The sequence below is a fragment of the Pseudomonas sp. NFACC42-2 genome, assembly GCF_900116055.1.
In the GTDB taxonomy this organism is placed as follows: domain Bacteria; phylum Pseudomonadota; class Gammaproteobacteria; order Pseudomonadales; family Pseudomonadaceae; genus Aquipseudomonas; species Aquipseudomonas marginalis.
This window is the reverse complement of the sequence record NZ_FOZO01000003.1, coordinates 392,242-419,188: the sequence shown is the minus strand read 5'-3', so window position 1 is coordinate 419,188 and position 26,947 is coordinate 392,242. Positions and strand designations below refer to the sequence as shown.

The window sequence follows — 26,947 nt, the reverse complement described above, 5'->3', positions numbered from 1 at the left end:
TTGAAGACGATGAAGACCAGCACTGCCAAATCCACGTTTAACCACCTGCGCGGGCTTAAATTGGCCGCGCTGGCAATCGGCACCAGCTTCGTTTTGGCTGGCTGCGCCGGCAACCCGCCAACCGAGCAATACGCGGTGACTCAGTCCGCGGTCAACAGCGCAGTGAGCGCCGGCGGTACCGAGTACGCAGCAGTTGAAATGAAATCGGCCCAGGACAAGCTCAAGCAAGCCGAAATCGCCATGCACGACAAGAATTATGACGAGGCGCGCCGCCTGGCCGAACAGGCTGAATGGGATGCTCGCGTTGCAGAGCGCAAGTCCCAGGCGGCCAAGGCCGAACAGGCTGTGAAGGATTCCCAGAAAGCTGTTCAGGAGCTGCGTCAGGAAGGTATGCGCCCGGCTGCTATCCAGCAGAAATAAAGCGCCGCGCCTGATTGCACTGCACCCGATATCGAATTGAAAGGACGACACGACTATGCGTAAACAATTGATGATCCCTGCCCTGCTGGCGATGAGCGTTGCCCTGGCGGCCTGCTCTACCCCGCCCAACGCGAACCTGGAAAACGCACGGACCAACTTCTCGTCCCTGCAAACCAACCCGCAAGCCACCAAGCTTGCCGCGCTGGAAACCAAGGACGCCAGCGATTGGCTGGACAAGGCTGACAAGGCCTACCGCGACAAGGAAGACCAGAAGAAGGTCGATCAACTGGCCTACCTGACCAACCAGCGCGTTGAAGTGGCCAAAGACACCATCGTGCTGCGCGAATCCGAAGCCAAGCTGAAAAACGCCGGCGACGAACGTGCCCGTGCACTGCTCGAGGCCCGTGATGCGCAGATCAAGCAGCTGCAGGACAGCTTGAACGCCAAGCAAACCGAGCGCGGTACCCTGGTGACCTTTGGCGACGTGCTGTTTGCCACCAACAAGGCCGACCTGAAGTCCAGCGGCCTGGTCAACATCAATAAGCTGGCGCAGTTCCTTCAGGAAAACCCGGATCGCCAGGTGATCGTTGAAGGTTACACGGACAGCACAGGCAGCGATGCCTACAACCAGAGCCTGTCGGAGCGACGTGCCGCTTCGGTGCAGGTTGCGCTGATCAAGATGGGCGTTGACCCACGCCGCATCGTGACCACCGGCTATGGCAAGGAATACCCGGTTGCCGACAACGGCAGCGTCTCGGGCCGTGCCATGAACCGCCGCGTTGAAGTGACCATCTCCAACGACAACCAGCCGGTCAAGCCACGCTCGTCCGTCGCCAACTGATTGATTGATGCTGGATAAGAAAACCCACCTTATGGTGGGTTTTTTTTGGGCTCGCCGAATTGGACAGGACGGTTTGTGTCCTCCGCTGGCAGCTCAATCTTCGGGGCATGGGCATGTTTCGGCAAATGCTCCATCAGTTGCTTTTTCTGCTCCCGAGCTTGCTGCCGTTCCAGATCCTCATGGCACCTGACCATATCCCGCATGTTACGTAATGCAGGACTTTCAGGAGCTGCAGGATTCGCAGGAGTTGAAAAAATAGATATCGCCACTTTCTCGGCCCTGAACTGTGTAAGTTACACCGCTTTCTGTGGCGTCTTGCGCGATATGGTTCCAAATAAATCCCGCCCCCTTGTGCACATTGAGCGGGCCGTGGCTAACCTGACCCCGGATACACAAAAACCCGCCTATGGCAGGCGGGTTTTTCCACGGGTGGGCAATCAGGTGTTGATCGAGCCTCCCCCCTGATAGTCGGGTTGCGGAATCTGGCCATTGCCCTGGCCACCTTCGCCGCCTTGGCCGCCCTGTGCACCTTGTTGCTGCAGTTGTGCAAGCAGCTTCTTCAGTAGCTCCTTCAGGTCCTCGAGACTCTCTCCGCCGCCGGCCCCACCGCTTCCCTGCCCACCCTGGGAGCCTTGTGACTCCATTTGGTTAATTTTGTTTTTTACGTCATCAATCTGTTGGTTGAGGTCTGCCTGGGGGCTCCCGCCGGCGCCATAGCTGCCCGTATTCACTGGAGACTGTGTTCCGTTGATGCTTGTCATAAATGTCGACTCCACAATAACTAACGAAAAGAACCGATCAATCACACCGATCAGTCCATAGTCTGTGGCGGGCAAATAGAGATGGTTCCGGCCTGGGAAGACTCGGACCTGCACCAAGGGACGATTCGCCAGGCTGAGTGGCGTTTTCCCACGGACTCGACGCTGGCTTACTGCTGCAGTTGCGGGGTTTCCTGGCCCATGCAACGCACCGCCTGCTTCTTATTATTGACCAACACACCACTCAAGCCTTTCTGCTCAGTATCGAACATGACCAGCACGCCATCGACGCACTGTGCCACTTGAGCGGCCGGGGTCAGGGAGATCTTGTAGTCCTCGCCCGGCACGGTCTTGAGCATGGTGAAGTCGCTGAGCAGCAACGCATCCTCAGGCTTGGCGAAGTGCAAATAGCCGTAGTACCACAGGCAGCCGACGGTGCCGATGATGGTGCCGATACCGGTGAGGATCAGCGGGATCATGTTGCGTTCTTCGCTCATTGCGGGCTCTCTGATGGATCAACTTTAGGAATGGGGTAATTCGGAATCTCGCCCAGGCGGCGCAGGCCGTTGAAGTGCTGCGGGTCGTCCAGATAGCGCAGCATCACGGTTTGCCAAGTCTTGTCGGCAAAGGTCTGCACATGGCCGCCGCGGGTCAACTGCAATACCCGTGGCGGCGGCGCGGCCTGATACAGGCGGATACCGTTGGCCACGGGCACGATCGGGTCATCCAGGCTGTGGAACAGCAATTTCGGCACGCCGGTCAGTTGCGGCATGGCGTTGATCGCGCTGTCGGCGTCGGGCACCAGCCAAGACAAGGGCACCTGGAAGGGCCATGTTAACCAGGAGGTGCTCAGGGCGAATTGTCCTACGTCACGATAACTGGCCGGCACGCCGTCCAGTACCAGGGCCTTGAGTTGTACTTGACGCTGCGGGTGTTCCGCCAGGTAATGCACCGCCAGCGCACCGCCCAGGCTTTGACCGAGGACGATCAACGGCTGGCCCTGGGTTTCGGGCGCCTGGTCGAGCCAGTTGAACGCCGCGTCCACGTCCTGATAGATCGCCGGCAGCGAGGGCTTGCCTGCCGACAGCCCGTAACCGCGATAGTCCAGCAGCAGTACCTGGTAGCCCTGCTCCGGCAACCACCAGCTGCCACCCAGGTGCCAGGCCAGGTTACCGCCGTTGCCGTGCAGGTGCAGCACCGTACCTTTGACGGGTACTCCGGCCTTGGCCGGCAGCCACCACGCGTGCAGCTTTACGCCGTCGGCGGTGGTGAGGGTGACATCGCGGTATTGCAAGTGCGCTTTTTCGGGCGTGAACGGCAGGCCGGGTTCAGGGTAGAACAGCAGCGAGCTGCAACCGTTCAATGTGAGTAGCAGGCACAGAATGCCGAGGATTCTCATCCGTTGAAGCCTCGTGAATAACAACGTTTAAAGGATATTGGAGTAATCCGCCTCGATCCGGTCCAGGCTCAAGTGGTTGAGGAAGTTGGAGAAACACATCCACGCCGCCAGTGCATTCATGTCGCGGAACTGTTCAGGCAGGTACTTGGGCGGCACCACCAGGCCTTCGTCCACCAGTTGACGCAAGGTGCGCATGTCTTCCAGGGTGGTCTTGCCGCAGAACAGCAGCGGCACTTGCTCCAGCTTGCCTTTGCGCACAGCCAGCTGGATGTAGTTGTAGACCATGATAAAGCCCTTGAGGTAGGACAGATCCTTGGTAAACGGCAGGCCGTTCGGCACCGAGCCACGGAATACCCGGCTGGCGTTGCCATAGCTTTCGGCCATTTCAAAGCCTTGCTCGCGGAAGAACTCGAACACCTGCAGGAAGTCGGCACCCTCTTCCACCATGTGGATCGCACGGGTGCGGTTGGTCAGCTTGCGCAAGCGGCTCGGGTAGGAGGCGAACGTAATGATCTCCATGAGGATCGCCAGGCCTTCCTGGGTCACGGTGGACGACGGCGGGCCCTTGGACAGGAAGGTGCAGATCGGCTGGTTCTGGCCGTTGAGCGTGGTACCGACATGCACCAGGCCTTCGTGGACTTCCAGCGCACGCACGTCGCGGTCGTTGAACATCGCGTCGGCGCGGATCTTGATGTAGTCGGCGCCTGCGGCGGCATCGGCGACGATACCGTCGGACTCAAACACCCGGATGGTCTCTTCGGCTTCGCCAAATACCTTGTTCAGGCGGGTTTGCAGCAGGGCCACGGCGTCCTTGGCGGTCAGGGTCTTGGCTTCGTCCTTGAGGTCGCCACGGCCGTCGATATTGTTCAGGTAGTCGGAGAGCATGAGGCCCAGGTCAGCCAGGGTCGGGTCGCCGGCGTGGAAGGCGTCGGAAGCGGCGCCGTACAGCTCCTGGGAAATCAGGCCGAAGTCCTCGGTGCCGCGGGCTTCGAGCATGCGCACCACCATGCGGTATTCGCGGCACATGCGGCGCATGATCTGCCCCACCGGGCTGAACTGGCCGAGGCGGCGAGTGATGTCGCGTTCGATGTTCTGGAATTCCAGCTTTACCGCACTGGAGTCGAACGACAGCGGTCGGTTCAGGTAGTAGTCGCGATCCACGGCGGGCATGGCCTTGCCCTTGGCCTTGAGAAATCCCTGGCGAATGTGGTCGTCCCACTTCACGGCGTCGAGGACGCGAATCGGTGTTTGCGCCAGCACAATGCGATCGGACAAGCTGCGTATCGTCTGCTGGTAATCGTCCACCCGGTGCTTCCTCTTTAAACGTTATTTGCCCGCACGCTGGTAGCGCACGGCTTCAACGAACACATCGGCATTGGCCGGGTCATCCAGGTAGGCAAACACCTGGCTCATGGAACTGTCGACCCGTACGCCGGCGCCTTCGACGGTCTCCACGCTGCCGCCCTGCAGCACCTGTTGCTCGATGGCCTGGTGAATCTGTTCGAGGTCGAGGTTATAGACCACCAATTCGTGCTTATCGTCGAACTCGAACCCCGCCAGGAAGTAATGCCCTCCGAACCGGGCCGGCAACGGTGCCGACAGGTACCAGCGGTTGCCATGACGCGAAACGGTAAACAGGTACTCATCACGCTGGGCCGGCGTGGCTTTAGGGTAGCTCACTGCCTTGTAGCGGTGCTCACCGGCACGGCTGATACGCAGATTGAGCGGTTCGCCCCAGGCATTCCTGCTGGTCCAATGGCCCAGCAACTCATCCGGCGCCGCCTCATGGGCGGGCAACGGGTCCTTGAACGTGACCAGGCAACCGCTGAGCAGCAGGAACGACAAGGCGATTACCGCCACACGCCAGGTTTTCATTGGACTCCCCCGGTGTCAGACCGAGGCCAACACCAAATGCATGTAACGCTTGAGGATCTCAAGCATCTCTTCACCGGTCAGAGGCTCTGCGCCGCCCAGCAGGCCCTGATATTCCATCCGACTGATAATCGCCGTCAACACCTTGGCGTCCTGTTGCGGCTCGCGGGAGCCCAAGACCTGGAAAAACTGTCCTGTGCCCTGCAACAGGATCTGCTGGTGGGACCGCACCAGCTCGGCCAGGCGCGGGTTGAGCAAGGCTTCCTGGCGAAAGGCCTGTTCGGCCATCAAATGTTCGCGGCGGTTGGTCAGTTGGCGCAGCACATAGTCGGCGGTCAGCCGCGCAATGTCATCGGCCAGTTGCGAGCGCGATTCCGGGCTGCCATCGCCATAGGCAACCATCTCACGCAGCAGGCCTTCGTTACGCACCCATAGCTTGCCCATGAAGGCGGCGCTGCGTTCAACATACTGGGCGAAGGTATCGGTGAGCAGGTCATCGATGTCCTTGAAGTAATAGGTAGTGGCTGACAACGGCACACCGGCCTCGGCCGCCACGGCCCGATGACGCACGGCCCGCACGCCATCGCGCACCACGATGCGCATGGCTGCATCGAGAATGTCTTGCCTGCGTTGCTCGCTGCCCCGACGGCTGGCCTTACGGCCCTGGTACTGGACGCTTTCAGCCACGGCAGCGGCAATGCCGGCGGCACCTTCTTGAGCGGTTACGCGGTTCACGACACACATCCTTGAATAGATCAAAACCTGGCGCTGTTTGCTTGACGCTTAAAAACGCCACATAAAAAAGCCGCCTTATAAAAGGCGGCTTCGGATTTCGCTACGTTTACGCTTGTGGCCGCATGTGCGGGAACAAGATCACATCGCGGATCGACGGCGAGTTGGTCAACAACATCACCAGGCGGTCGATGCCGATACCTTCACCGGCCGTTGGCGGCATGCCGTATTCCAGGGCACGTACGAAGTCGGCGTCGTAGTGCATGGCTTCGTCGTCGCCAGCGTCCTTGTCGGCCACCTGGGCCATGAAGCGCTCGGCCTGGTCTTCCGCGTCGTTAAGCTCGGAGTAGGCGTTGGCGATTTCGCGGCCGCCGATGAACAGCTCGAAACGGTCGGTGACGTTCGGGTTGTCGTCGTTGCGACGGGCCAGCGGCGACACTTCGAACGGGTACTGGGTAATGAAGTGCGGCTGTTCCAGCTTGTGCTCCACCAGCTCTTCGAAAATCATCACCTGCAGTTTGCCCAGGCCTTCGAAACCGAGCACCTTGGCACCGGCTTTCTTGGCGATGGCGCGGGCCTTGTCGATGTCGTTGAGGTCGTCGGCGGTCAGCTCAGGGTTGTACTTGAGGATCGAGTCGAATACCGAGAGACGCACGAACGGCTCGCCGAAGTGGAACACCTTGTCGCCGTACGGCACGTCGGTGCTGCCCAGGACCAGTTGCGCCAGCTCGCGGAACAGTTCTTCGGTGAGGTCCATGTTGTCTTCGTAGTCGGCGTAGGCCTGGTAGAACTCCAACATGGTGAATTCCGGGTTGTGCCGGGTCGAGACGCCTTCGTTACGGAAATTGCGGTTGATCTCGAACACCTTCTCGAAGCCGCCGACCACAAGACGCTTGAGGTACAACTCAGGCGCGATACGCAGGAACATTTCCAGGTCCAGTGCGTTGTGGTGGGTTTCGAACGGCTTGGCTGCGGCACCACCCGGGATGGTCTGCAGCATCGGGGTTTCCACTTCCAGGAAGTCACGCTGCATCAGGAAGCTGCGGATGTGGGCGATGACCTGCGAACGCACGCGGAAGGTCTGGCGCACGTCTTCGTTGACGATCAGGTCAACGTAGCGCTGACGGTAGCGCTGTTCGGTGTCGGTCAGGCCGTGGTGCTTGTCCGGCAGCGGGCGCAGGGACTTGGTCAGCAGGCGCACGCTGGTCATTTCCACGTACAGGTCGCCCTTGCCGGAACGGGCCAGGGTGCCTTCGGCGGCGATGATGTCGCCCATATCCCAGGTTTTCACCGAGGCCAGGGTTTCTTCAGACAGGGTCTTGCGGTTGACGTAGACCTGGATACGCCCGGTCATGTCCTGGATCACCATGAACGAGCCACGGTTGAGCATGATGCGACCTGCCACCTTGACCGGGATCGCCGCTTCTGCCAGCTCTTCCTTGGTCTTGTCCGCGTACTGCTTCTGCAAGGCATCGCAGTAGTTGTCGCGACGGAAGTCGTTGGGGAAGGCATTGCCCTTGGCGCGCTCGGCAGCCAGCTTTTCCTTGCGCAGGGCGATCAGGGAGTTTTCTTCCTGTTGCAGGGCTTGCGGGTCGAGTTGTTGGTCGCTCATGTCTTTAAATTTTCCATCAGGTTCGTGGTCCCCGGCCTGCGGCCGGGGATCGCCGGCAGGGACTAGGCGTCCCCCCGGTTCCTACAAGGGGTTACAGGCCAGATTTCAGGCTGGCTTCCAGGTATTCGTCGATGTCACCGTCGAGTACCTTGTCGCAGTCGCTGCGTTCGATGTTAGTGCGCAGATCCTTGATCCGCGACGCATCGAGCACATAAGAGCGGATCTGGTGACCCCAGCCGATATCCGACTTGGTGTCTTCCAGGGCCTGGGAAGCGGCGTTGCGCTTCTGCATTTCCTGCTCGTACAACTTGGCCCGCAGCATTTTCATGGCGGTGTCCTTGTTCGCGTGCTGGGAACGTTCGTTCTGGCAGCTCACCACGGTATTGGTCGGTACGTGGGTAATACGTACGGCCGAGTCGGTGGTGTTTACGTGCTGGCCACCGGCACCGGAGGAGCGGTAGGTGTCGATACGCAGGTCAGCCGGGTTGATCTCGATTTCCACCTTGTCATCGATCTCGGGCGAGACGAACACCGCAGAGAACGAGGTGTGGCGACGGTTGCCGGAGTCGAACGGGCTCTTGCGCACCAGGCGGTGCACGCCGATCTCGGTACGCAGCCAGCCAAAGGCGTATTCGCCCTTGATGTGTACGGTCGCGCCCTTGATGCCGGCGACTTCACCGGCCGACAGTTCCATGATGGTGGCGTCGAAACCGCGCTTGTCGGCCCAGCGCAGGTACATGCGCAGCAGGATGTTGGCCCAGTCCTGGGCTTCGGTGCCGCCGGAACCGGCCTGGATGTCCAGGTAGGCGTTGTTCGGGTCCATTTCGTGGCTGAACATGCGACGAAATTCAAGCTTGGCGAGGTTTTCCTCGAGACGGGCCAGCTCGGCGACGACATCGCCCACTGCGCCTTCGTCGTTTTCTTCGACGGCCATGTCCAGCAGGTCGCGGCAATCGGCCAGGCCGGTGTTCAGTTCGTCGAGGGTGTCGACGATCTGCGCCAGCGCAGCGCGCTCGCGCCCCAGTTCCTGGGCGTATTCAGGTTTGTTCCAGACACTCGGATCTTCAAGCTCGCGATTGACTTCGGTCAGACGCTCATGCTTTTGATCGTAGTCAAAGATACCCCCGAATAGTTTCGGAGCGCTCGGACAGGTCCTTGATGGTGTTAAGGATCGGGTTGATTTCCATGGCGGGCAGCACTCGTTGGCGAACTTTTGAAAGCCGGCGAGTATAACGGCAAACGGGGGGGAGCGGCAGCCCGCCTGGCGAAAAGGCAGACTACGCAGGGTTAAATGTGGGAGGGGGCAGGCCCCCTCCCACATTTTGATCTGTTGCGGCCTCGAGTCACTCGATGCCGACCAGGTTTCGCCCGTTGTGCTTGGCCGTATACAAGCCCTTGTCCGCCGCCATGATCAACTGGCGGCAATCCGTACCCTGCACCGGCGTCATGGTCGATAGCCCGATGCTGATGGTCAGGCTCGAGCCTTCCGCCGGGGCGATATGCGGGATTTTCAGCGCGGCGACGGCCATGCGCAGCTTTTCCGCCACCAGGCGTGCCCCTCCCGGCGAGGTGTTCGGCAATACCAGGGCAAACTCTTCGCCACCGTAGCGCGCCGGCAGGTCCGAGGGGCGGCTGCTGGCTTCGCGGATGGTGTTGGCGACCTTGCGCAAGGCTTCATCACCCTCGACGTGGCCAAAGCTGTCGTTGTAGGTCTTGAAGAAATCCACGTCGATCATCAGCAATGACAGCTGGGTCTGGTCACGCATGGCGCGGCGCCATTCCAGCTCCAGGTATTCGTCGAAGTGGCGGCGGTTGGACAGCCCGGTCAGGCCATCGGAGTTCATCAGCCGTTGCAGCACCAGGTTGGTGTCCAACAGCTGTTGCTGGCTGACCCGCAGCGCACGGTAGGCGGCATCGCGCTGCAACAGGGTCATGTAGGAGCGCGAGTGATAGCGGATACGCGCCACCAGTTCGATATTGTCCGGCAACTTGACCAGGTAGTCGTTGGCCCCCGCCGAGAACGCCGCGCTCTTGATCAGCGGGTCTTCCTTGGTGGAAAGCACGATGATCGGGATGTTCTGCGTGGCCGGGTGATTGCGGTATTCGCGCACCAGGGTCAGGCCGTCGAGGCCGGGCATCACCAGGTCCTGCAGGATCACCGTGGGTTTGATGCGGATGGCCTGGGCAATCGCCTGGTGCGGGTCGGCACAGAAGTGGAAGTCGATGTTTTCTTCGTGGGCCAGGCCACGCCGGACGGCTTCGCCGATCATGGCCTGGTCGTCGACCAGCAACACCATGGCGGCGTTTTCGTCGGTCTTGATGTCGTCGATCTGTAAATCATTCATGTGCAGTCACCTGAATTACTGCCTGCAAGCCAACACCGCGGAAGGTCATGATCATTTTGCAAAGACCTCCAGCAATCGGGGCGCAATTCTATCCAGTGGGCGAATTTCGACAGCAGCATCAATCGCCGCCGCCGCTTTGGGCATGCCATACACCGCCGAGCTTTGCTGATCCTGGGCGATGGTCAAATAACCTTGTTCACGCATTAACTTGAGCCCCTGGGCCCCGTCACGACCCATACCGGTCAGCAGTACGCCGACGGCATCGCCATTCCAGTGGCTGGCCACGCTTTCGAAAAACACGTCGATCGAAGGCCGGTAAATCTCGTTCACCGGCTCTGCGGTATAGGCTAGCGTGCCATTCTTCAATAAACGAATGTGGTGATTGGTGCCGGCCAGCAGCACCACCCCGCTTTGCGGCGGTTCGCCTTCGCGGGCCAGGCGTACCGGCAGGCCGGAGGCGCTGCTCAGCCACTCGGCCATGCCGGCGGCGAAGACCTGGTCCACATGCTGCACCAGCACAATGGCGGCGGCAAAGTCCCGGGGCAATCCCTTGAGCAGGGTTTCCAGGGCAGCCGGGCCACCCGCCGAAGAACCGATCGCCACCAGGCTCTGGCGTTTGCCGGTGCTGCGCTCCGGGGTGGTTTCGGCGCGCACACGGCTGCCACGCTGGCCGATCAGCCAGCCGATGTTGAGGATCTTGCGCAGCAACGGCGCCGCCGCATCCTTGGGGTTGCCCACGCCGAGCGCCGGCGTGTCCACCACATCCAGGGCGCCGTGGCCCATGGCCTCGAACACCCGGCTCATATTGGCCTGGCGGTCGACGGTCACCAGCAGGATCGCGCACGGGGTCTCGGCCATGATCTGCCGCGTGGCCTCCACGCCGTCCATCACCGGCATGATCAAGTCCATCAGGATCAGGTCCGGGGTCAATTCGGCGCAGCGCTGCACCGCCTCAAGGCCATTGCTGGCCACCCACACCACCTGGTGCATGGGCTCGAAGCTCAAGGCACGGCGCAGGGCCTCCACGGCCAGGGGCATGTCATTGACGATCGCAATCCTCATGAGCGCGCGCCTCCGATCAGCTCCACCACGGCATCCAGCAGCGCGTCATCGTGGAAGCTGGCCTTGGCCAGATAATAATCGGCCCCAGCGTCCAGCCCGCGACGGCGGTCTTCTTCACGGTCTTTGTACGACACCACCATCACCGGCAACGATTGCAGGCGACTGTCACGGCGCAGGAGTGTGACCAATTCAATACCGTCCATACGAGGCATATCGATATCAGTGATAAGCAGGTCGAAGTCTTCGGAGCGCAAGGCGTTCCAGCCATCCATGCCGTCGACCGCAACGGCCACTTCGTACCCGCGATTGAGCAGTAACTTGCGTTGCAACTCCCGCACAGTGAGCGAGTCGTCCACCACCAGTACCCGCTTGCGCGGTGCCTCGGTGGCCTGCTGGCTGCGCCGGGCGATGCGTTCCAGGCGCCCGGTGTTGAGCAGCTTGTCCACCGAGCGCAGCATATCTTCCACATCGACGATCAATACCACCGAGCCGTCGTCCAGCAAGGCACCGGCGGAAATATCCTGGACCTTGCCCAGGCGATCATCCAGCGGCAGCACCACCAGGGTGCGCTCGCCGATAAAGCGTTCCACGGCAATCCCGTAAACCGCATCGCGCTCGCGGATCACCACCACCTTCAAGGTTTCGTCATTGCTCTGCCCCAATGGGCGCTGCAACAACTGGCTGGCGGCGACCAGGCCCACATGCCGACCTTCGTGCCAGAAATGCTGGCGGCCTTCCAACTGCACAATGTCGTCGGGGGCCAGGTCGCACATGCGCTCGATATGCGCCAGCGGGAACGCATAGGCTTCCTCGCCGACTTCCACCACCAGGCTGCGCACCACCGACAGGGTCAGCGGCACCTCCAGGTGGAAGCGACTGCCCTGCCCCGCCGCCTGCTCCAGCACCACCGCGCCGCGCAGTTGGCGGACCATATGCTGCACCGCATCCAGTCCGACACCGCGCCCGGACACTTCGGTGACCTTGTCGCGCAGGCTGAACCCCGGCAGGAACAGGAACGTCAGCAGTTCCTCTTCACTCAGGTTCAGGGCCGTTTCCCAGGTTGAAAGATGCCGATCGACGATGGTGCCGCGCAGGCGCTCCAGGTCGACGCCATTGCCGTCGTCACTCAGCTCCAGCACCAGCAGGCCGGCCTGATGGGACGCGCGCAGGCGGATCAGGCCTTCGGCGGGTTTGCCTGCCAGCAGGCGTTGCTCGGGCATTTCAATGCCGTGGTCGACGGCATTGCGCAATAGATGGGTAAGTGGCGCTTCGAGCTTTTCCAGCACGTCGCGATCGACCTGGGTCTTTTCACCCTCGATCTCCAGGCGCACTTGCTTGCCCAGGCTGCGGCCGAGGTCGCGCACCATGCGCACCTGCCCGGCCAGCACATCGGCAAACGGGCGCATGCGACAGGCCAGCGCAGTGTCGTAGAGCACCTGGGCACGCTGGCCGGCCTGCCAGCCAAACTCATCCAGCTCGGCGGTCTTTTCCGCCAGCAGCGCCTGGGCTTCACTCAACAGGCGACGGGTATCGGCCAGGGCTTCCTCGGCTTCGAGGCTCAAGCCCAGGGTCTTGAGCTGGCCATCCAGGGTATCCAGGGCGCGTACGCTCTGGCTTTGAATCCGTTTGAGACGTTGCATGCTGGCCAGGTAGGGCTTGAGCCGCTGGGTTTCCACCAGGGACTTGCTCGAGAGGTCCAACAGGCTGTTCAAGCGTTCGGCGGTCACGCGTAATACACGTTCGCCACCTTCAGTCATGCGCCGGCCCTGACGCGGCGGATCGCTGGCGACGGGCGGTGCGGGCTCAGGCTCCGGCGGCAGCTCTTCGATGAGCGGCGCCGGGGCGGGCTCAGGCGCAGCGGGCAGCGGCGCGACGTAGGCACTGGGCTGGGATGGATCCAGCAGGCGCTCCATCAACGCCACATAGGCGTCGATGTCCGCCGTGCCGACATCGTTGCCAGGGGTGGCGATACGCATCAGCAGGTCGGTGCCTTGCAGCAAGGCGTCGATATGCTCGGGTTGCAGGTACAGCCGACTCTCCTGGGCGCTGACCAGGCAGTCCTCCATGACATGGGCCACGCTGACCCCGGCGTCCACTCCGACGATGCGCGCCGCGCCCTTGAGCGAATGCGCGGCACGCATGCAGGCTTCAAGCTGGTCGGCCTGGGTAGGGTTGCGCTCCAGGGCCAGCAGGCCCGCGCTCAGCACCTGGGTCTGGGCATCGGCTTCCAGGCTGAACAGCTCCAGCAGCGACGCGTCGCGCATCTGGTCGGGGGTCATGTGAGGCTCCGGGTCACGGCGGACAACAATTGCGCCTCGTCCAGCCACCGCAGGCTACGGCCTTTCCACTGCAACACACCCTGGGTGTAGCGCGCGCTGGCCTGGGTACCCGAGGCCGACGCCGCCTTCAGGGTGCGCTCATCGATGGCATGGATGCCATCCACTTCGTCCACCGGCACCACCACCGGGCCGTCCTGCGCGGCGATGATCAGCATGCGCGGCATGATCCGCCCACCGCTGGCGCCCTGTTGGGTTGTTTCCAGGCCAAGCAACTCCACCAGCGACAGGCACGCCACCAGCGCGCCACGCACATTGGCCACACCGAGCAAGGCACGGGAGCGCTGGTGCGGCAGCGAATGAATCGGTTGCAACGGGGCCACCTCCACCAGGCAGCGGGTGGCGATGCCCAGCCATTCCTCGCCGAGGCGGAACACCAACAGCGAGCGGGTGACGATCTTTTCGTCAACCTCGGCAGCCGCCACCGGACGACGGTCGTCCTGCTGCAAGGCATAGCGGTCCAGCAAGCGCGTGGCGGCAGCCGAGTACACCGAACAGTTGCGACAGTGGATATGCTCCACCAGCAGCGGGCACGACTTGTCGCCATGGATACCGATACGGTTCCAGCAGTCGTCGATGGCTTGGGTGTCGGCCAGGGTCAAGTCCAGGCCTGCGGTGTTGAGCGCCTCGGTGCTACTCATCGTTTGGACTCACTGTCTGCTCGCTCGCTGCGGGCGGCCCGCGCCTGTAAACGGCGCGCCCCCGCACTGTCGCCCTGGGACTCGAGCAAGGCGGCCAGGTGCATCAAGGCCTGCGGATGCTGGGGTTCCAGGTACAAGGCTTTTCGATAAAACCCCTGGGCTTCCAGGGCGCTGCCGGCCACGTCGCTGAGCAACCCCAGCCAGTAGAACACCTGGGCGGCCGGCGGGTGACTGTTCAGATACTGCTCACAGGCGGCGCGGGCCTCGGCACTTTTACCTTCGTTGGCCAGGCTGGCGATGCGGCTGAGCAAGGCGCCCGCATCGGAGGGCGGCGCCTTGATCGGCCCCGCCTGGGTGCTGGCCGTGCTGAACGGTCGCGGCTTGACCGGGACCGGCGCGGCGCTGCGCGGTGGCGTCGGCATGGGCACGAATACCGGCTCAGGCTGCACCGGTTCGGCATGCCGGCTGAAGGCAAATGACTGCGGCACCCCAATCGAGCGCATGCCGTGGCGCCCCAGCAAACTGCCCTCCGCGGGACCGATAAACAGCACGCCGTCCACATGGGTCAGGCCCTTGAGTACGTCGAAGACTTGCTTCTGGGTCGGCTGGTCAAAGTAGATCAGCAGGTTGCGGCAAAACACGAAATCGTAGCTCGCCTCGTTCGCCAGCAGCGCCGGGTCGAGCAGGTTGCCGACTTGCAGGCGCACCTGTTCGCGCACGCGGTCGGCGATATGGAACCCGTCGCCGTATTCAGTGAAGTGGCGGTCGCGAAAGGCAATATCGCCGCCGCGAAACGAGTTCTTGCCGTACACCCCGCGCCGGGCGCGCTCCACCGACAGCGGGCTGACATCCAGGCCCAAGACCTTGAACTGGTGCGGCGCCAACCCGGCATCCAGCAAGGCCATAGCAATGGAATAGGGTTCTTCGCCGGTGGAACACGGCAGGCTGAGGATGCGCAGGGCGCGCATCTGCTTGATCTCGGCCAGGCGTGCAAGCGCCAGTCGGGCCAGGGTCGCAAAGGATTCGGGGTAACGGAAAAACCAGGTCTCGGGGACGATCACGGCTTCGATCAGCGCGTGTTGCTCGTCCTCGGAGCTTTGCAGGTGCTGCCAGTACTGCCCTGGCGTTTGCGCCTGCACGGCCTGGCTGCGCTGACGCACGGCGCGCTCGATGATGGCCTCGCCGACCGACGCGACGTCCAGGCCGATACGTTCTTTCAAGAAGGCAAAGAAACGCGGGTCGTTGCTCATAGGCTCAGCTCGGCAGAAAACAACAGGGCGCGCACATCATCGGTGAGCACGTCATTCACGCCAATCCACTGCATCAGGCCCAGGGCATCCTCCCGCACCGGCCCCAGGTACCGCGCCTGGCGGTTATCCAGGCCGTAAGGCTGGAATTCGGCCGGGTCGCACCGCAGGGTGTCCGTGGCCTGTTCGAGGATCAGCCCGAGCCAGCGCGATTCGACCCAAGTGTGCGGCTGGTAATTGACCAGCACCAGGCGCGTACTCGTACGCGCCTGGGCCGCTGTGCCGAAGGTCAGCGCGCTCAGGTCGATGACCGGCACCAATGCGCCGCGATGGGCAAAGATGCCCGCCACCCACAGTGGCGCATGGGCGATGGGCTTGAGCGGCAGGCGTGGCAACACCTCGGCCACCTCCGTGGCCTTGAGCGCAAAGCGTTCGCTGCCGATGCGAAACACCAGGAACAAGGCTTTTTTCGCTGCCGGAATGGCGCCGCGTTTAGCCGCGAGGTCGCTCATCAGACTTTGAAACGCGACACGCCGCTGCGCAGACCCACCGCAACCTGGCTCAGTTCATCGATGGCAAAGCTGGCCTGGCGCAGGGACTCCACCGTCTGGCTGCTGGCATCGCCCAGTTGCACCAGGGCATGGTTGATTTGCTCGGCGCCGGTGGCCTGGGCCTGCATGCCTTCGTTGACCATCAACACCCGCGGCGCCAGGGCCTGTACCTGATGGATGATCTGCGACAGCTGCTCGCCCACTTGCTGCACTTCGAACATGCCTCGACGGACTTCTTCGGAGAACTTATCCATGCCCATCACGCCCGCCGAAACCGCTGACTGGATTTCACGCACCATCTGCTCGATGTCATAGGTGGCCACGGCGGTCTGGTCGGCCAGGCGCCGCACTTCGGTGGCCACCACGGCAAAACCGCGCCCGTATTCACCGGCCTTTTCGGCCTCGATGGCGGCATTCAGGGACAGCAGGTTGGTCTGGTCGGCGACCTTGACGATGGTCACCACCACCTGGTTGATATTGCCGGCCTTCTCATTGAGGATCGCCAGCTTGGCGTTCACCAGGTCGGCGGCGCCCATCACCGAGTGCATGGTTTCTTCCATGCGCGCCAGTCCTTGCTGGCCGGAACCGGCGGCCACCGAGGCCTGGTCGGCGGCGGTAGACACTTCGGTCATGGTGCGAACCAGATCCTTGGAAGTGGCAGCGATCTCCCGCGAAGTGGCACCGATCTCAGTAGTAGTGGCCGCGGTTTCAGTGGCAGTGGCCTGTTGCTGCTTGGAGGTGGCCGCAATCTCGGTGACCGAGGTGGTGACCTGCACCGAAGAGCGCTGGGCCTGGGACACCAGGGCCGTGAGCTCCGTCATCATGTCGTTGAAGCCGGTTTCCACCGCGCCGAACTCGTCCTTGCGCTCCAGGTTCAAGCGTTTGCTCAGGTCACCGGTGCGCATGGTCTGGAGGATCTCGACGATGCGCTGCATCGGCGCCATGATCGCGCGCATCAGCAGCAGGCCACACAGGCCGGCGGCGAGGATCGCCACGGCCAGCGACAGGAACATGCTGACCTTGGCCGAGGCAACGGCGTCGTCAATGGCGGCCGTCGCGTTGTCGGACACGGCCTTGTTTTCCGTGATGATGTCATTGAGCTTCATGCGCCCTTCGGTCCAGATCGGCGTCAATTGCTCTTCCAGCAGTTCACGCGCGGCCGGCAGGTCATTGGCTTCGACCCGATCGAGTACCTGGGCCAGGACCTTGTTGTAGTTGATGTGGGCGGCCTTGAAGTTATCGAACTCCATGCGATCGGCCTGGCTATTGACGGTTTTTTCGTAATTGGCCATCTGCTGTTCGATACGCGCCTCGAAGGCCTTGTAGTCCGATTTATCGCTATTGGTGAAGGTTTTATCCTCACGCAGGCCAATGATATCGATGGTCTGCAAATAACTGTCGACCCATGCGCTGCGGATCATCGAACTGAGGTAAACCCCCGGCACGGCGTCGTCACGTACCGATTCCTGGCTGGCTTCGATCTTCAGCAACCGTGAGTAGGAGACCACAACCATCAGCAGCATGATCGCGATAATGACCGCAAAGCTCGCCAAAATCCGCTGGCGCAAGGTCCAATTCTTCACAGTGTTTCCTCGAAGGGCCATTCAAATGGAGGGGAGTATAGCTGAGCAGAAGCCCTCATTTATCAATGGGTTTCGGTGTTGTGCCGACCTACATGCAAAAACACCTGTGGGAGGGAGCTTGCCCCCCTCCCACATCTATGGTTTGCGTACCTTCGGTGGTTATTGGTTAAGCCGTACCTGCTTTTCCAGTTCCAGCTTCAAGCCCGGCTCGAGCTTGAGTTGGCGGGCCAATTCGTCCAGATACGCCTTTTCCATAAAGTTCTCCTCGTCCACCAGCATCACGCTGGCGATGTACATCTCGGCGGCCATTTCCGGGGTGCCGGCGGCGCGGGCGACGTCGGCCGGGTCCAGCGGCTTGTTCAGCTCGGCGTGCAGCCAGCTTTGCAGTTCGCGGTCGTTGTCCAGCTTGGTGAATTCACCTTCGATCAGTGCGCGCTCGCGTTCATCCACATGGCCGTCGGCCTTGGCGGCGGCGACCAATGCCTTGAGGATCCCCTGGCTGTGCTGCTCGACCTGGGCCGGTGGCAGGCGGTCGATGGTTTGCGGTTCGCCCTGAGGCGCGTTGGCCTGCTTCGCTTGCCAGTTGCCGTAGGCTTTGTAGGCAATCACGCCCAACGCGGCCAGCCCGCCATAGGTCAGGGCCTTGCCGCCAAACTTGCGCGCCTTCTTGTTGCCCAGCAACAGGCCCATCGCCCCCGCCGCCAGGGCGCCACCGCCCGCACCGCCGAGCAGGCTGCCCAGACCGCCGCCGAGGGCGCCTTTATCGTCCTGCTTGCGCTGGCCGCCGGTTTTGTTCTGCAACATGTCCTGGCCGGACTTGAGCAACTGATCGAGCAATCCACGGGTATTCATTCGTAGCCTCCAGACACTAGGGTTCATAGGACCAATAGGCCCTCAGCGTAAAACTAAGTGCCAAAAAGCCGCGATCTAGAGTGCTTCCAGATGTAACGCCGCTGCCCTTCGCTTAAATCGATATACACTCGGATAAATCTATAAAAACACCCCACTGGTAATTCCAGCATGATGACCTTGCGTCAAATCCGGCATTTTATCGCCGTGGCCGAGACCGGTTCGATCTCCGCCGCCGCGCAGACCGCGTTCATTTCCCAGTCCACCCTGACCCTGGCGATCCAGCAACTGGAGCAGGAAATCGGCGTCACCCTGTTCAACCGCCACGCCAAGGGCATGACCCTCACGCACCAGGGCCACCAGTTCCTGCGCCAGGCGCACTTGATCCTCGCCACCGTCGACAATGCCAAGCGCAGCCTGCAACAGAGCACCGACCAGGTCGCCGGGCAGTTGATCATCGGCGTGACCAGCCTGGTCGCCGGCTACTACCTGGCGGATTTGCTTACCCGCTTCCAGCGCGCCTACCCCAACGTGGAGATCCGCGTGATGGAAGACGAACGCCCATATATCGAGCATTTGCTGGTCAGCGGCGAGATCGATGTGGGCGTACTGATCCTCTCCAACCTGGAAGACCGCCACGCCCTGCAGACCGAAGTCCTCACCCACTCGCCCCACCGCCTGTGGCTACCGGCGCAACACCCGCTGCTGGAGCACGACAGCATCAACCTCGCCGACGTGGCAAGCGAGCCGTTGATTCAGCTGAACGTCGACGAAATGGGGCATAACGCCCAGCGCCTGTGGTCCGCTGCCGGCCTGCAACCGCGCGTGACCCTGCGCACCGCCTCCACCGAGGCCGTGCGCAGCCTGGTGGCCGCGGGCCTGGGCGTGTCGATCCAGCCGGACATGACCTACCGCCCCTGGTCCCTGGAGGGCGACATTATTGAAGCGCGGCCGATTGCCGACCTCAGCCAGACCCTGGACGTCGGCCTGGCCTGGCGTCGGGGCACCGCGCGGCCGGCCTTGGTGGATCCGTTCCTCACCGTGGCGCGGGAACAACCACACCCGCGAAAGCCATCTATTTAATCGAATGCTGCATTCAGTATTTAGTATTTGTTGACCTCGCGCCTGACCTCTAGTCTCTGTCTATCCATAAGAGAAGGTCAGGCGCCTTGTAAGAGAACGCCCATGACCGCACAAGAAAAGAGATCACGAAAAATGTCCGGCGCGCCCACCCCGCTGCTCACCGCGTTGCTGATCGACGGCGAACTGGTCCAGGGCCAGGGCGTTGCCGAGCCGATCCTCAACCCGGCCACCGGCGAAGTGCTCACCCAGATCGCCGAAGCCAGCACCGAGCAGGTCGAAAGTGCGATCCTCGCCGCACACCGCGCTTTTGCCGGCTGGTCGCGGACCACGCCGCAACAACGTTCGAACATCCTGCGGGGCATCGCCGACGCCATCGAGAAACACGCCGACTATCTGGCCCGCCTGGAATCGCTGAACTGCGGCAAGCCGTTACACCTGGCGCGCCAGGATGACTTGAGCGCCACCATTGATGTGTTCCGCTTCTTCGCCGGCGCCGTGCGCTGCCAGACCGGCCAGCTCAGCGGCGAATACCTGCCGGGCTACACCAGTATGGTGCGCCGCGATCCGATTGGCGTGGTGGCCTCGATTGCGCCGTGGAACTACCCGCTGATGATGGCCGCGTGGAAGATCGCCCCGGCGCTGGCGGCCGGTAATACCTTGGTGTTCAAGCCATCGGAACACACGCCGCTGTCGATCCTCGCATTGGCCCCGGTCCTGAAGGACGTGTTACCACGCGGGGTCATCAACATTCTGTGCGGTGGCGGTGAAGGCGTCGGCAGCCATTTGGTCAGCCACCCCAAGGTGCGCATGGTCTCGCTGACCGGCGACATCGTCACCGGCCAGAAAATCCTGCAGGCCGCCTCCAAGACCCTCAAGCGCACACACCTGGAATTGGGCGGCAAGGCGCCGGTGATCGTGTGCAACGACGCCGACCTGCAAGCCGTGGTCGAAGGCGTGCGTGCCTACGGTTACTACAATGCCGGCCAGGACTGCACGGCGGCATGCCGCATCTACGCCCAGGCGGGCATCCACGACAAATTGGTCGCCGAGCTGGGCGCAGCCGTCAGCAGCCTGCGCTTCGCCGGCAAGCGCGATGCCGATAACGAACTCGGCCCGCTGATCAGCACGCGCCAGCGCGACCGCGTGGCCAGCTTTGTCGAGCGGGCCCTCGGACAGCCGCATATCGAGCGGGTCACCGGCGCCGCCGTGCATTCCGGGGCCGGCTTCTATTACCAGCCGACGCTGCTCGCCGGTTGCAAGCAGACCGATGAAATCGTCCAGCGCGAAGTGTTCGGCCCGGTGGTCACCGTGACCCGCTTCGACGAACTGGGACAGGCGGTGGACTGGGCCAACGATTCCGAATACGGCCTGGCCTCCTCCGTCTGGACCCAGAACCTGGACAAGGCCATGCAGGTCGCCGCGCGCCTGCAATACGGCTGCACCTGGATCAACAGCCATTTCATGCTGGTCAGCGAAATGCCCCACGGCGGCTTGAAGCGCTCGGGATATGGGAAAGATCTGTCCAGCGATTCGCTACAGGACTACAGCGTGGTGCGCCACATCATGGCCCGCCACAGCCAGCATCTTTAAAACAACAACTAAGCTCATGCGTTACGGCTTCACACACTGCCCCGACCATAATTAAAGAAGAGGGAACCCCCATGTCTGCGCATAAGACCGCACTGCTCAGTGCCTTGACCACCGCGCTGCTGGCCAGCGTCAGTATCCAGGCCGCCGAACCGCTCAAGGCGGTGGGCGCTGGTGAAGGCCAGCTGGATATCGTCGCCTGGCCCGGCTATATCGAACGTGGCGAAAGCGACAAGGCCTACGACTGGGTCACAGGTTTCGAGAAGGAAACCGGCTGCAAGGTCAATGTGAAAACCGCCGCCACCTCTGACGAAATGGTCAGTTTGATGGCCAAGGGCGGTTATGACCTGGTCACCGCGTCCGGGGATGCGTCGCTGCGGTTGATCGTCGGCAAGCGTGTGCAACCGATCAACACGGCGTTGATCCCCAACTGGAAGAACATCGACCCGCGCCTCAAGGATGCGCCGTGGTACGTGGTGGGCCAGCAGACCTACGGCACCCCGTACCAGTGGGGGCCGAACGTGCTCATGTACAACACCACCGTGTTCAAGACCGCGCCCACCAGCTGGAATGTGCTGTTCGATGCGCAGAACCTGCCGGACGGCAAGCCGAACAAAGGTCGCGTGCAGGCCTATGACGGGCCGATCTACATCGCCGATGCGGCGCTGTACCTCAAGTCCACCAAGCCTGAGCTGGGCATCCAGAGCCCGTACGAGCTGACCGAAACCCAGTACAAGGCTGTGCTCGACCTGTTGCGCGCGCAGCAACCGTTGATCCACCGCTACTGGCATGACACCACCGTGCAAATGAGCGACTTCAAGAACGAAGGCGTGGTGGCCTCCAGCGCCTGGCCGTATCAGGTCAACGGCCTGCAAAACGAGAAGCAGCCGATTGCTTCGACCATTCCCAAGGAAGGCGCCACCGGCTGGGCCGACACCACCATGCTGCACAGCGAGGCCAAACACCCGAATTGCGCCTACAAGTGGATGGACTGGTCGCTGCAGCCGAAAGTCCAGGGCGATGTTGCCGCCTGGTTCGGCTCGCTGCCGGCGGTGCCCGCAGCCTGCAAGGAAAGCGAACTGCTCGGCGCCGAGGGTTGCAAGACCAACGGCTTCGACCAGTTCGACAAGATCGCCTTCTGGAAAACCCCGCAGGCCGAGGGCGGCAAGTTCGTGCCGTACAGCCGCTGGACCCAGGACTACATCGCGATCATGGGCGGCCGCTAAGACCCTGCAGACGGCATAGATCCCCTGTGGGAGGAGGCTTGCCCCCTCCCACATTGACCGCATTCACGGATGTTTTGTTTTTTCAGCAGTCCAGGCCGGGCGCTGCGACCACCCGCGCCTTTTTGGAGCACCGCACCATGACGCTTGCAGTCCAATTCACCCACGTTTCCCGTCAGTTCGGCGAAGTGAACGCCGTTGACCGGGTTTCCATCGATATCCAGGACGGCGAGTTCTTTTCCATGCTCGGCCCATCCGGCTCGGGCAAGACCACCTGCCTGCGCCTGATCGCCGGTTTCGAGCAGCCGAGCGCAGGCTCGATCCGCATTCATGGCGAGGAAGCCGCTGGCTTGCCGCCGTATCAGCGTGACGTAAACACGGTTTTCCAGGATTACGCACTGTTCCCCCATATGAACGTGCGCGACAACGTCGCCTATGGCCTCAAGGTCAAAGGCGTGGGCAAGACCGAACGCCTCAACCGCGCCGAAGAAGCCTTGGGGATGGTCGCCCTCGGTGGCTACGGCGAGCGCAAGCCGGTACAGCTCTCCGGCGGCCAACGCCAACGGGTGGCCCTGGCCCGTGCCCTGGTCAATCGCCCCCGCGTGTTGCTGCTCGATGAACCCTTGGGCGCCCTCGACCTCAAGCTGCGCGAACAGATGCAAAGCGAGCTGAAGAAGCTGCAACGCCAGCTCGGCATCACCTTTATCTTCGTCACCCACGACCAGACCGAAGCGCTGTCGATGTCCGACCGTGTGGCGGTGTTCAACAAGGGCCGTATCGAACAGGTCGACACCCCGCGCAACCTGTATATGAAACCGGCCACCGCGTTCGTCGCCGAGTTCGTCGGCACCTCCAACGTGATTCGCGGCGAGTTGGCCCAGCGCCTCAGCGGCAGTGCGCAGCCGTTCTCGATCCGCCCGGAACACGTACGGTTTGCCGAGGGCCCGCTGGGCGCCGGCGAAGTGGAAATCAGCGGCCTGCTGCACGACATCCAGTACCAGGGCAGCGCCACCCGCTATGAACTGAAACTGGAAAACGGCCAGGCGCTGAACATCAGCCAGGCCAACAACCAGTGGCTGGACATCAGCAGCGGCCATCAGGTCGGCCAGCCCATCACCGCCCGCTGGGCGCGGGAAGCCATGACGCCACTGACTGACCGCGCAGGCGAGGTGTGACATGAGCCTGGCCCTTTCCCAACCGCCGATGCGCAGGTTTTCCAACCTGCTGTACCGCAAGCCCAACCTGTACCTGGCGATGCTGCTGGTTCCGCCGCTGATCTGGTTCGGCGCGATCTACCTGGGTTCGTTGCTGACCCTGCTATGGCAAGGCTTCTATACCTTTGACGACTTCACCATGGCGGTCACCCCGGACCTGACCCTGGCCAACTTCGCCGCGCTGTTCCAGCCGTCGAACTTCGACATCATCCTGCGCACCCTGGGCATGGCGATCGTGGTGTCAATCGCCAGCGCCATCGTCGCCTTCCCGATCGCCTACTACATGGCGCGCTACACCACGGGCAAGACCAAGGCGTTCTTCTATATCGCGGTGATGATGCCGATGTGGGCCAGCTACATCGTCAAGGCGTATGCCTGGACCTTGCTGCTGGCCAAAGGTGGAGTGGCGCAGTGGTTCGTGCAGCACCTGGGCCTGGAACCGGTATTGCAGTTCGTGCTGGGCATTCCCGGCGTGGGCGGCAGCACCTTGAGCACCTCGCACCTGGGGCGCTTCATGGTGTTCGTCTATATCTGGCTGCCCTTTATGATCCTGCCGATTCAGGCGTCCCTGGAGCGCTTGCCGCCGTCGCTGCTGCAAGCCTCCGCCGACCTCGGCGCGAAGCCGCGCCAGACCTTCATGCAGGTAATCCTGCCACTGTCGGTGCCGGGGATTGCCGCCGGTTCGATCTTCACGTTTTCGCTGACCCTGGGCGATTTCATCGTGCCGCAACTGGTGGGTCCGCCGGGTTACTTCGTCGGCGGCATGGTCTACGCCCAGCAAGGCGCCATCGGCAATATGCCCATGGCCGCGGCGTTCACCCTGGTGCCGATCGTGCTGATCGCGGTTTACCTGTCCATCGTCAAACGCCTGGGGGCCTTCGATGCACTCTGAGAAATCATCATTAGGCTTGAAGATCGCAGCCTGGGGCGGGTTGGTATTCCTGCACTTCCCGATCCTGATCATCTTCCTCTACGCCTTCAACACCGAAGAAGCCGCGTTCAGCTTTCCGCCCCAGGGCTTTACCCTGAAGTGGTTCAGCGTGGCCTTCGCCCGGCCGGATGTGCTGGAAGCGATCAAGCTGTCGCTGCAGATCGCCGCCATCGCCACCCTGATTGCCATGGTGCTGGGCACCCTGGCCTCGGCGGCGCTGTATCGCCGCGAGTTCTTTGGCAAGCAAGGCGTGTCGCTGATGTTGATCCTGCCGATTGCGCTGCCGGGGATCATCACCGGTATTGCGTTGCTGGCGACCTTCAAGACCCTGGGCATCGAGCCGGGGATGTTCACCATCATCGTCGGCCACGCGACGTTCTGCGTGGTGATCGTCTACAACAACGTCATCGCCCGCCTGCGCCGTACGTCCCACAGCCTGATCGAAGCTTCGATGGACCTGGGCGCCGACGGCTGGCAGACCTTCCGCTACATCATCATGCCCAACCTCGGCTCGGCGCTGCTGGCCGGCGGCATGCTGGCGTTTGCGCTGTCGTTCGACGAAATCATCGTCACCACCTTCACCGCCGGCCACGAGCGTACGTTGCCGCTGTGGTTGCTCAACCAATTGAGCCGGCCACGGGATGTGCCGGTGACCAATGTGGTCGCGATGCTGGTGATGCTGGTGACGATGTTCCCGATCCTGGGCGCCTATTACCTGACCCGCGGTGGTGAAAGCGTGGCCGGGAGTGGTGGTAAATAATTTTTTGTTGAAGACACCGAGCTCAAATGTGGGAGGGGGCTTGCTCCCGATAGCAGTGTGTCAGTTGTAGATGATGTGACTGAAAGACTGTCATCGGGAGCAAGCCCCCACATTCAGAGCCGGTTTATTCAGTGACATAACGATCGCTTTTTGGAGGACTGAACCATGCAAACCAAACTCTTGATCAACGGCCATCTGGTCGAAGGCGAAGGCCCAGCGCAAGCGGTGTTCAACCCGGCATTGGGCCGCGTGCTGGTGGAAATCAAAGAAGCCAGCGAAGCCCAGGTCGACGCCGCCGTGCGCGCCGCCGATGCGGCCTTCGAAGGCTGGTCGCAAACCGCGCCCAAGGATCGCTCGCTGTTGCTGCTGAAACTGGCCGACGTGATCGAGGCCCACGGCGAAGAACTGGCCAAGCTGGAATCGGACAACTGCGGCAAGCCCTACAGCGCCGCGCTGAACGACGAGATCCCGGCGATTGCCGACGTGTTCCGCTTCTTCGCCGGCGCCAGCCGTTGCATGAGCGGTTCGGCCGGCGGTGAATATTTGCCCGGCCACACCTCGATGATCCGTCGCGACCCGGTGGGCGTGATCGCGTCCATCGCGCCGTGGAACTACCCGCTGATGATGGTCGCCTGGAAAATCGCACCGGCCCTGGCCGCGGGCAATACCGTGGTGCTCAAGCCGTCGGAGCAAACCCCGCTGACCGCGTTGCGGATGGTCGAGCTGGCATCGGAGATTTTCCCCGCCGGAGTACTCAACCTGGTGTTCGGCCGTGGGCCTACCGTGGGCAGTCCGCTGGTGAACCACCCGAAAGTGCGCATGGTGTCGCTGACCGGCTCCATCGCCACCGGCGCGAATATCATCTCCAGCACCGCCGACAGCGTGAAGCGCCTGCACATGGAGCTGGGCGGCAAGGCGCCCGTGATCATCTTCAACGACGCGGATATCGATGCAGCGGTGGAAGGCATTCGTACCTTCGGCTTCTACAATGCCGGCCAGGACTGCACCGCAGCGTGCCGGATTTATGCGCAGGCGGACATCTACGACGCCTTTGTGGAGAAACTCGGCGCGGCGGTCGCCAGCATCAAATACGGCTTGCAGGATGACCCGGCCACTGAGCTGGGCCCGTTGATCACTGCGCAACACCGCGACCGGGTTGCCGGGTTTGTCGAACGCGCCGTGGCGCAGCCGCATATCCGCCTGGTCACCGGTGGCAAGGCGGTGGAAGGCAATGGCTTCTTCTTTGAGCCGACCGTACTCGCCGATGCGCAACAGGACGATGAGATCGTGCGCCGCGAGGTGTTCGGGCCGGTGGTGTCGGTGACCAAATTCACCGATGAGGCGCAGGTGCTGGGCTGGGCCAATGATTCGGACTACGGGTTGGCGTCGTCGGTATGGACCGCCGACGTAGGACGCGCCCACCGCCTGGCCGCGCGCTTGCAGTACGGCTGCACCTGGGTGAACACCCATTTCATGCTCGTCAGCGAAATGCCCCACGGTGGTCAGAAACTGTCGGGGTATGGCAAGGATATGTCCATGTATGGCTTGGAGGACTACACCACGGTTCGGCATGTGATGTTCAAGCACTGATCGCCCAAGTGCCGTAACGCTTTATTGTAGGAGCGAGCTTGCTCGCTCCTACAGGCATCCCCCTCTGGACATCACCCGCAGCGGCGTCGCCATCCCACTTCCCACATTTGGATCTTCATAATTCGTGGGTAATGTGTTCACTCACAGCGCCGGAAATGTCTTGTCGCATTTGCAATGCAATCACCCCGCCATCAATCAATTTTCCTACGTCATCGAACCGCTTAAGCTATCCGGCGTCTGTTTAATGTCCGTTGTGTTTGGCCGAAGGCATGTCCGAACCGTAATTTCTGATCCAGCACGTGCCAGGAACG

25 protein-coding genes are annotated in these 26,947 nt (G+C 62.1%); 9 read left to right on the top strand and 16 right to left on the bottom strand.

Annotation, left to right across the window (positions count from 1 at the left end):
* Positions 1-9 precede the first annotated feature (9 nt).
* Together BM416_RS09250 and BM416_RS09245 are read left to right on the top strand one after the other, a co-directional pair.
* The gene (locus BM416_RS09250; RefSeq protein WP_169899499.1) at positions 10-420 is read left to right on the top strand and encodes a DUF4398 domain-containing protein; all 411 of its coding nucleotides are present in this window, start codon (positions 10-12) and stop codon (positions 418-420) included.
* A 55-nt stretch (positions 421-475) separates the two neighbouring features.
* Positions 476-1,261: a lipotoxin F family OmpA-related lipoprotein LptF gene (locus BM416_RS09245; protein WP_027604511.1), complete on the top strand. Its 786-nt coding sequence runs from the start codon at positions 476-478 to the stop codon at positions 1,259-1,261.
* Between the two features lie 437 nt (positions 1,262-1,698).
* On the opposite strand, the gene BM416_RS09240 is transcribed toward BM416_RS09245, so the two are convergent.
* The 16 genes from BM416_RS09240 to BM416_RS09165 all read right to left on the bottom strand — a co-directional run bounded on the left by BM416_RS09240 (position 1,699) and on the right by BM416_RS09165 (position 18,251).
* Positions 1,699-2,022, bottom strand: coding sequence for a hypothetical protein (locus BM416_RS09240; RefSeq protein WP_092488051.1), 324 nt, complete (start codon positions 2,020-2,022; stop codon positions 1,699-1,701).
* Between the two features lie 167 nt (positions 2,023-2,189).
* Complete coding sequence (locus BM416_RS09235) at positions 2,190-2,516, bottom strand: PA3694 family proteiin (protein WP_003172217.1); 327 nt, start codon at positions 2,514-2,516, stop codon at positions 2,190-2,192.
* Positions 2,513-3,418 carry an alpha/beta hydrolase gene (locus BM416_RS09230; RefSeq protein ID WP_027604512.1) on the bottom strand — a complete coding sequence of 302 codons (906 nt, stop codon included), beginning with the start codon at positions 3,416-3,418 and terminating at the stop codon, positions 2,513-2,515. Before BM416_RS09230 ends, BM416_RS09235 begins: the two co-directional genes overlap by 4 nt.
* A gap of 27 nt (positions 3,419-3,445) precedes the next feature.
* Positions 3,446-4,723, bottom strand: a complete 1,278-nt coding sequence (locus BM416_RS09225) for a flavohemoglobin expression-modulating QEGLA motif protein (protein WP_092487562.1) — start codon at positions 4,721-4,723, stop codon at positions 3,446-3,448.
* Positions 4,724-4,744: 21 nt separating this feature from the next.
* Positions 4,745-5,293 (bottom strand): hypothetical protein, encoded by a 549-nt coding sequence (locus tag BM416_RS09220; RefSeq protein WP_092487559.1) that lies wholly within the window; start codon positions 5,291-5,293, stop codon positions 4,745-4,747.
* Between the two features lie 15 nt (positions 5,294-5,308).
* Positions 5,309-6,025, bottom strand: coding sequence for a TetR/AcrR family transcriptional regulator (locus tag BM416_RS09215; protein WP_027604515.1), 717 nt, complete (start codon positions 6,023-6,025; stop codon positions 5,309-5,311).
* Between the two features lie 106 nt (positions 6,026-6,131).
* Complete coding sequence (lysS, locus tag BM416_RS09210; RefSeq protein WP_027604516.1) at positions 6,132-7,634, bottom strand: lysine--tRNA ligase; 1,503 nt, start codon at positions 7,632-7,634, stop codon at positions 6,132-6,134.
* Positions 7,635-7,725: 91 nt separating this feature from the next.
* A protein-coding gene (gene prfB, locus BM416_RS09205; protein WP_098465888.1) for a peptide chain release factor 2 occupies positions 7,726-8,821 on the bottom strand; the annotation gives its coding sequence in 2 pieces (ribosomal slippage) (positions 7,726-8,748 and positions 8,750-8,821; 1,095 coding nt in all).
* A 156-nt stretch (positions 8,822-8,977) separates the two neighbouring features.
* Entirely contained in the window at positions 8,978-9,979 is a 1,002-nt protein-coding gene (locus BM416_RS09200; protein ID WP_065926488.1) for a response regulator, read from the bottom strand.
* Between the two features lie 51 nt (positions 9,980-10,030).
* The gene (locus tag BM416_RS09195; RefSeq protein WP_092487556.1) at positions 10,031-11,041 is read right to left on the bottom strand and encodes a chemotaxis response regulator protein-glutamate methylesterase; all 1,011 of its coding nucleotides are present in this window, start codon (positions 11,039-11,041) and stop codon (positions 10,031-10,033) included.
* On the bottom strand, positions 11,038-13,320 hold the full coding sequence (locus tag BM416_RS09190; RefSeq protein WP_092487553.1) for a hybrid sensor histidine kinase/response regulator: 2,283 nt from the start codon (positions 13,318-13,320) through the stop codon (positions 11,038-11,040). The genes BM416_RS09195 and BM416_RS09190 overlap by 4 nt, the downstream gene beginning before the upstream one ends.
* Entirely contained in the window at positions 13,317-14,018 is a 702-nt protein-coding gene (locus BM416_RS09185; protein ID WP_092487550.1) for a chemotaxis protein CheW, read from the bottom strand. Before BM416_RS09185 ends, BM416_RS09190 begins: the two co-directional genes overlap by 4 nt.
* Positions 14,015-15,268, bottom strand: coding sequence for a CheR family methyltransferase (locus tag BM416_RS09180; protein ID WP_092487547.1), 1,254 nt, complete (start codon positions 15,266-15,268; stop codon positions 14,015-14,017). The genes BM416_RS09185 and BM416_RS09180 overlap by 4 nt, the downstream gene beginning before the upstream one ends.
* Positions 15,265-15,777 (bottom strand): chemotaxis protein CheW, encoded by a 513-nt coding sequence (locus BM416_RS09175; RefSeq protein ID WP_092487544.1) that lies wholly within the window; start codon positions 15,775-15,777, stop codon positions 15,265-15,267. The genes BM416_RS09180 and BM416_RS09175 overlap by 4 nt, the downstream gene beginning before the upstream one ends.
* Positions 15,777-17,399: a methyl-accepting chemotaxis protein gene (locus tag BM416_RS09170; RefSeq protein ID WP_092487541.1), complete on the bottom strand. Its 1,623-nt coding sequence runs from the start codon at positions 17,397-17,399 to the stop codon at positions 15,777-15,779. Before BM416_RS09170 ends, BM416_RS09175 begins: the two co-directional genes overlap by 1 nt.
* Positions 17,400-17,558: 159 nt before the next feature.
* Entirely contained in the window at positions 17,559-18,251 is a 693-nt protein-coding gene (locus BM416_RS09165) for a tellurite resistance TerB family protein (RefSeq protein ID WP_092487538.1), read from the bottom strand.
* A gap of 168 nt (positions 18,252-18,419) precedes the next feature.
* Here BM416_RS09165 and BM416_RS09160 point away from each other — a divergent pair, with 168 nt between their 5' ends.
* The 7 genes from BM416_RS09160 to BM416_RS09130 all read left to right on the top strand — a co-directional run bounded on the left by BM416_RS09160 (position 18,420) and on the right by BM416_RS09130 (position 26,636).
* The gene (locus BM416_RS09160) at positions 18,420-19,331 is read left to right on the top strand and encodes a LysR family transcriptional regulator (protein ID WP_092487535.1); all 912 of its coding nucleotides are present in this window, start codon (positions 18,420-18,422) and stop codon (positions 19,329-19,331) included.
* 132 nt (positions 19,332-19,463) lie between these two features.
* On the top strand, positions 19,464-20,921 hold the full coding sequence (locus BM416_RS09155; protein ID WP_175539054.1) for a gamma-aminobutyraldehyde dehydrogenase: 1,458 nt from the start codon (positions 19,464-19,466) through the stop codon (positions 20,919-20,921).
* A gap of 71 nt (positions 20,922-20,992) precedes the next feature.
* Positions 20,993-22,144: a putative ABC transporter substrate-binding protein YdcS gene (ydcS, locus tag BM416_RS09150; RefSeq protein WP_092487529.1), complete on the top strand. Its 1,152-nt coding sequence runs from the start codon at positions 20,993-20,995 to the stop codon at positions 22,142-22,144.
* A gap of 137 nt (positions 22,145-22,281) precedes the next feature.
* Positions 22,282-23,316 carry an ABC transporter ATP-binding protein gene (locus BM416_RS09145; protein WP_092487526.1) on the top strand — a complete coding sequence of 345 codons (1,035 nt, stop codon included), beginning with the start codon at positions 22,282-22,284 and terminating at the stop codon, positions 23,314-23,316.
* Position 23,317: 1 nt separating this feature from the next.
* Positions 23,318-24,247: an ABC transporter permease gene (locus BM416_RS09140; RefSeq protein ID WP_027604529.1), complete on the top strand. Its 930-nt coding sequence runs from the start codon at positions 23,318-23,320 to the stop codon at positions 24,245-24,247.
* The gene (locus BM416_RS09135; RefSeq protein WP_025856826.1) at positions 24,237-25,046 is read left to right on the top strand and encodes an ABC transporter permease; all 810 of its coding nucleotides are present in this window, start codon (positions 24,237-24,239) and stop codon (positions 25,044-25,046) included. Before BM416_RS09140 ends, BM416_RS09135 begins: the two co-directional genes overlap by 11 nt.
* A 165-nt stretch (positions 25,047-25,211) precedes the next feature.
* On the top strand, positions 25,212-26,636 hold the full coding sequence (locus tag BM416_RS09130; protein ID WP_092487523.1) for a gamma-aminobutyraldehyde dehydrogenase: 1,425 nt from the start codon (positions 25,212-25,214) through the stop codon (positions 26,634-26,636).
* Positions 26,637-26,947 lie beyond the last annotated feature (311 nt).

What these genes read in the sequence shown, in the direction of transcription:
- ydcS (WP_092487529.1), top strand. Translation starts at nt 20,993, where the DNA reads ATGTCTGCGCATAAGACCGCACTGCTCAGTGCCTTGACCACCGCGCTG.
- BM416_RS09240 (WP_092488051.1), bottom strand. Translation starts at nt 2,022, where the DNA reads ATGACAAGCATCAACGGAACACAGTCTCCAGTGAATACGGGCAGCTAT.
- lysS (WP_027604516.1), bottom strand. Translation starts at nt 7,634, where the DNA reads ATGAGCGACCAACAACTCGACCCGCAAGCCCTGCAACAGGAAGAAAAC.
- BM416_RS09230 (WP_027604512.1), bottom strand. Translation starts at nt 3,418, where the DNA reads ATGAGAATCCTCGGCATTCTGTGCCTGCTACTCACATTGAACGGTTGC.
- BM416_RS09165 (WP_092487538.1), bottom strand. Translation starts at nt 18,251, where the DNA reads ATGAATACCCGTGGATTGCTCGATCAGTTGCTCAAGTCCGGCCAGGAC.
- BM416_RS09130 (WP_092487523.1), top strand. Translation starts at nt 25,212, where the DNA reads ATGCAAACCAAACTCTTGATCAACGGCCATCTGGTCGAAGGCGAAGGC.
- BM416_RS09245 (WP_027604511.1), top strand. Translation starts at nt 476, where the DNA reads ATGCGTAAACAATTGATGATCCCTGCCCTGCTGGCGATGAGCGTTGCC.
- BM416_RS09190 (WP_092487553.1), bottom strand. Translation starts at nt 13,320, where the DNA reads ATGACCCCCGACCAGATGCGCGACGCGTCGCTGCTGGAGCTGTTCAGC.
- BM416_RS09175 (WP_092487544.1), bottom strand. Translation starts at nt 15,777, where the DNA reads ATGAGCGACCTCGCGGCTAAACGCGGCGCCATTCCGGCAGCGAAAAAA.
- BM416_RS09220 (WP_092487559.1), bottom strand. Translation starts at nt 5,293, where the DNA reads ATGAAAACCTGGCGTGTGGCGGTAATCGCCTTGTCGTTCCTGCTGCTC.
- BM416_RS09235 (WP_003172217.1), bottom strand. Translation starts at nt 2,516, where the DNA reads ATGAGCGAAGAACGCAACATGATCCCGCTGATCCTCACCGGTATCGGC.
- BM416_RS09250 (WP_169899499.1), top strand. Translation starts at nt 10, where the DNA reads ATGAAGACCAGCACTGCCAAATCCACGTTTAACCACCTGCGCGGGCTT.
- BM416_RS09155 (WP_175539054.1), top strand. Translation starts at nt 19,464, where the DNA reads ATGTCCGGCGCGCCCACCCCGCTGCTCACCGCGTTGCTGATCGACGGC.
- BM416_RS09145 (WP_092487526.1), top strand. Translation starts at nt 22,282, where the DNA reads ATGACGCTTGCAGTCCAATTCACCCACGTTTCCCGTCAGTTCGGCGAA.
- BM416_RS09135 (WP_025856826.1), top strand. Translation starts at nt 24,237, where the DNA reads ATGCACTCTGAGAAATCATCATTAGGCTTGAAGATCGCAGCCTGGGGC.
- BM416_RS09195 (WP_092487556.1), bottom strand. Translation starts at nt 11,041, where the DNA reads ATGAGGATTGCGATCGTCAATGACATGCCCCTGGCCGTGGAGGCCCTG.
- BM416_RS09160 (WP_092487535.1), top strand. Translation starts at nt 18,420, where the DNA reads ATGATGACCTTGCGTCAAATCCGGCATTTTATCGCCGTGGCCGAGACC.
- BM416_RS09180 (WP_092487547.1), bottom strand. Translation starts at nt 15,268, where the DNA reads ATGAGCAACGACCCGCGTTTCTTTGCCTTCTTGAAAGAACGTATCGGC.
- BM416_RS09140 (WP_027604529.1), top strand. Translation starts at nt 23,318, where the DNA reads ATGAGCCTGGCCCTTTCCCAACCGCCGATGCGCAGGTTTTCCAACCTG.
- BM416_RS09200 (WP_065926488.1), bottom strand. Translation starts at nt 9,979, where the DNA reads ATGAATGATTTACAGATCGACGACATCAAGACCGACGAAAACGCCGCC.
- BM416_RS09185 (WP_092487550.1), bottom strand. Translation starts at nt 14,018, where the DNA reads ATGAGTAGCACCGAGGCGCTCAACACCGCAGGCCTGGACTTGACCCTG.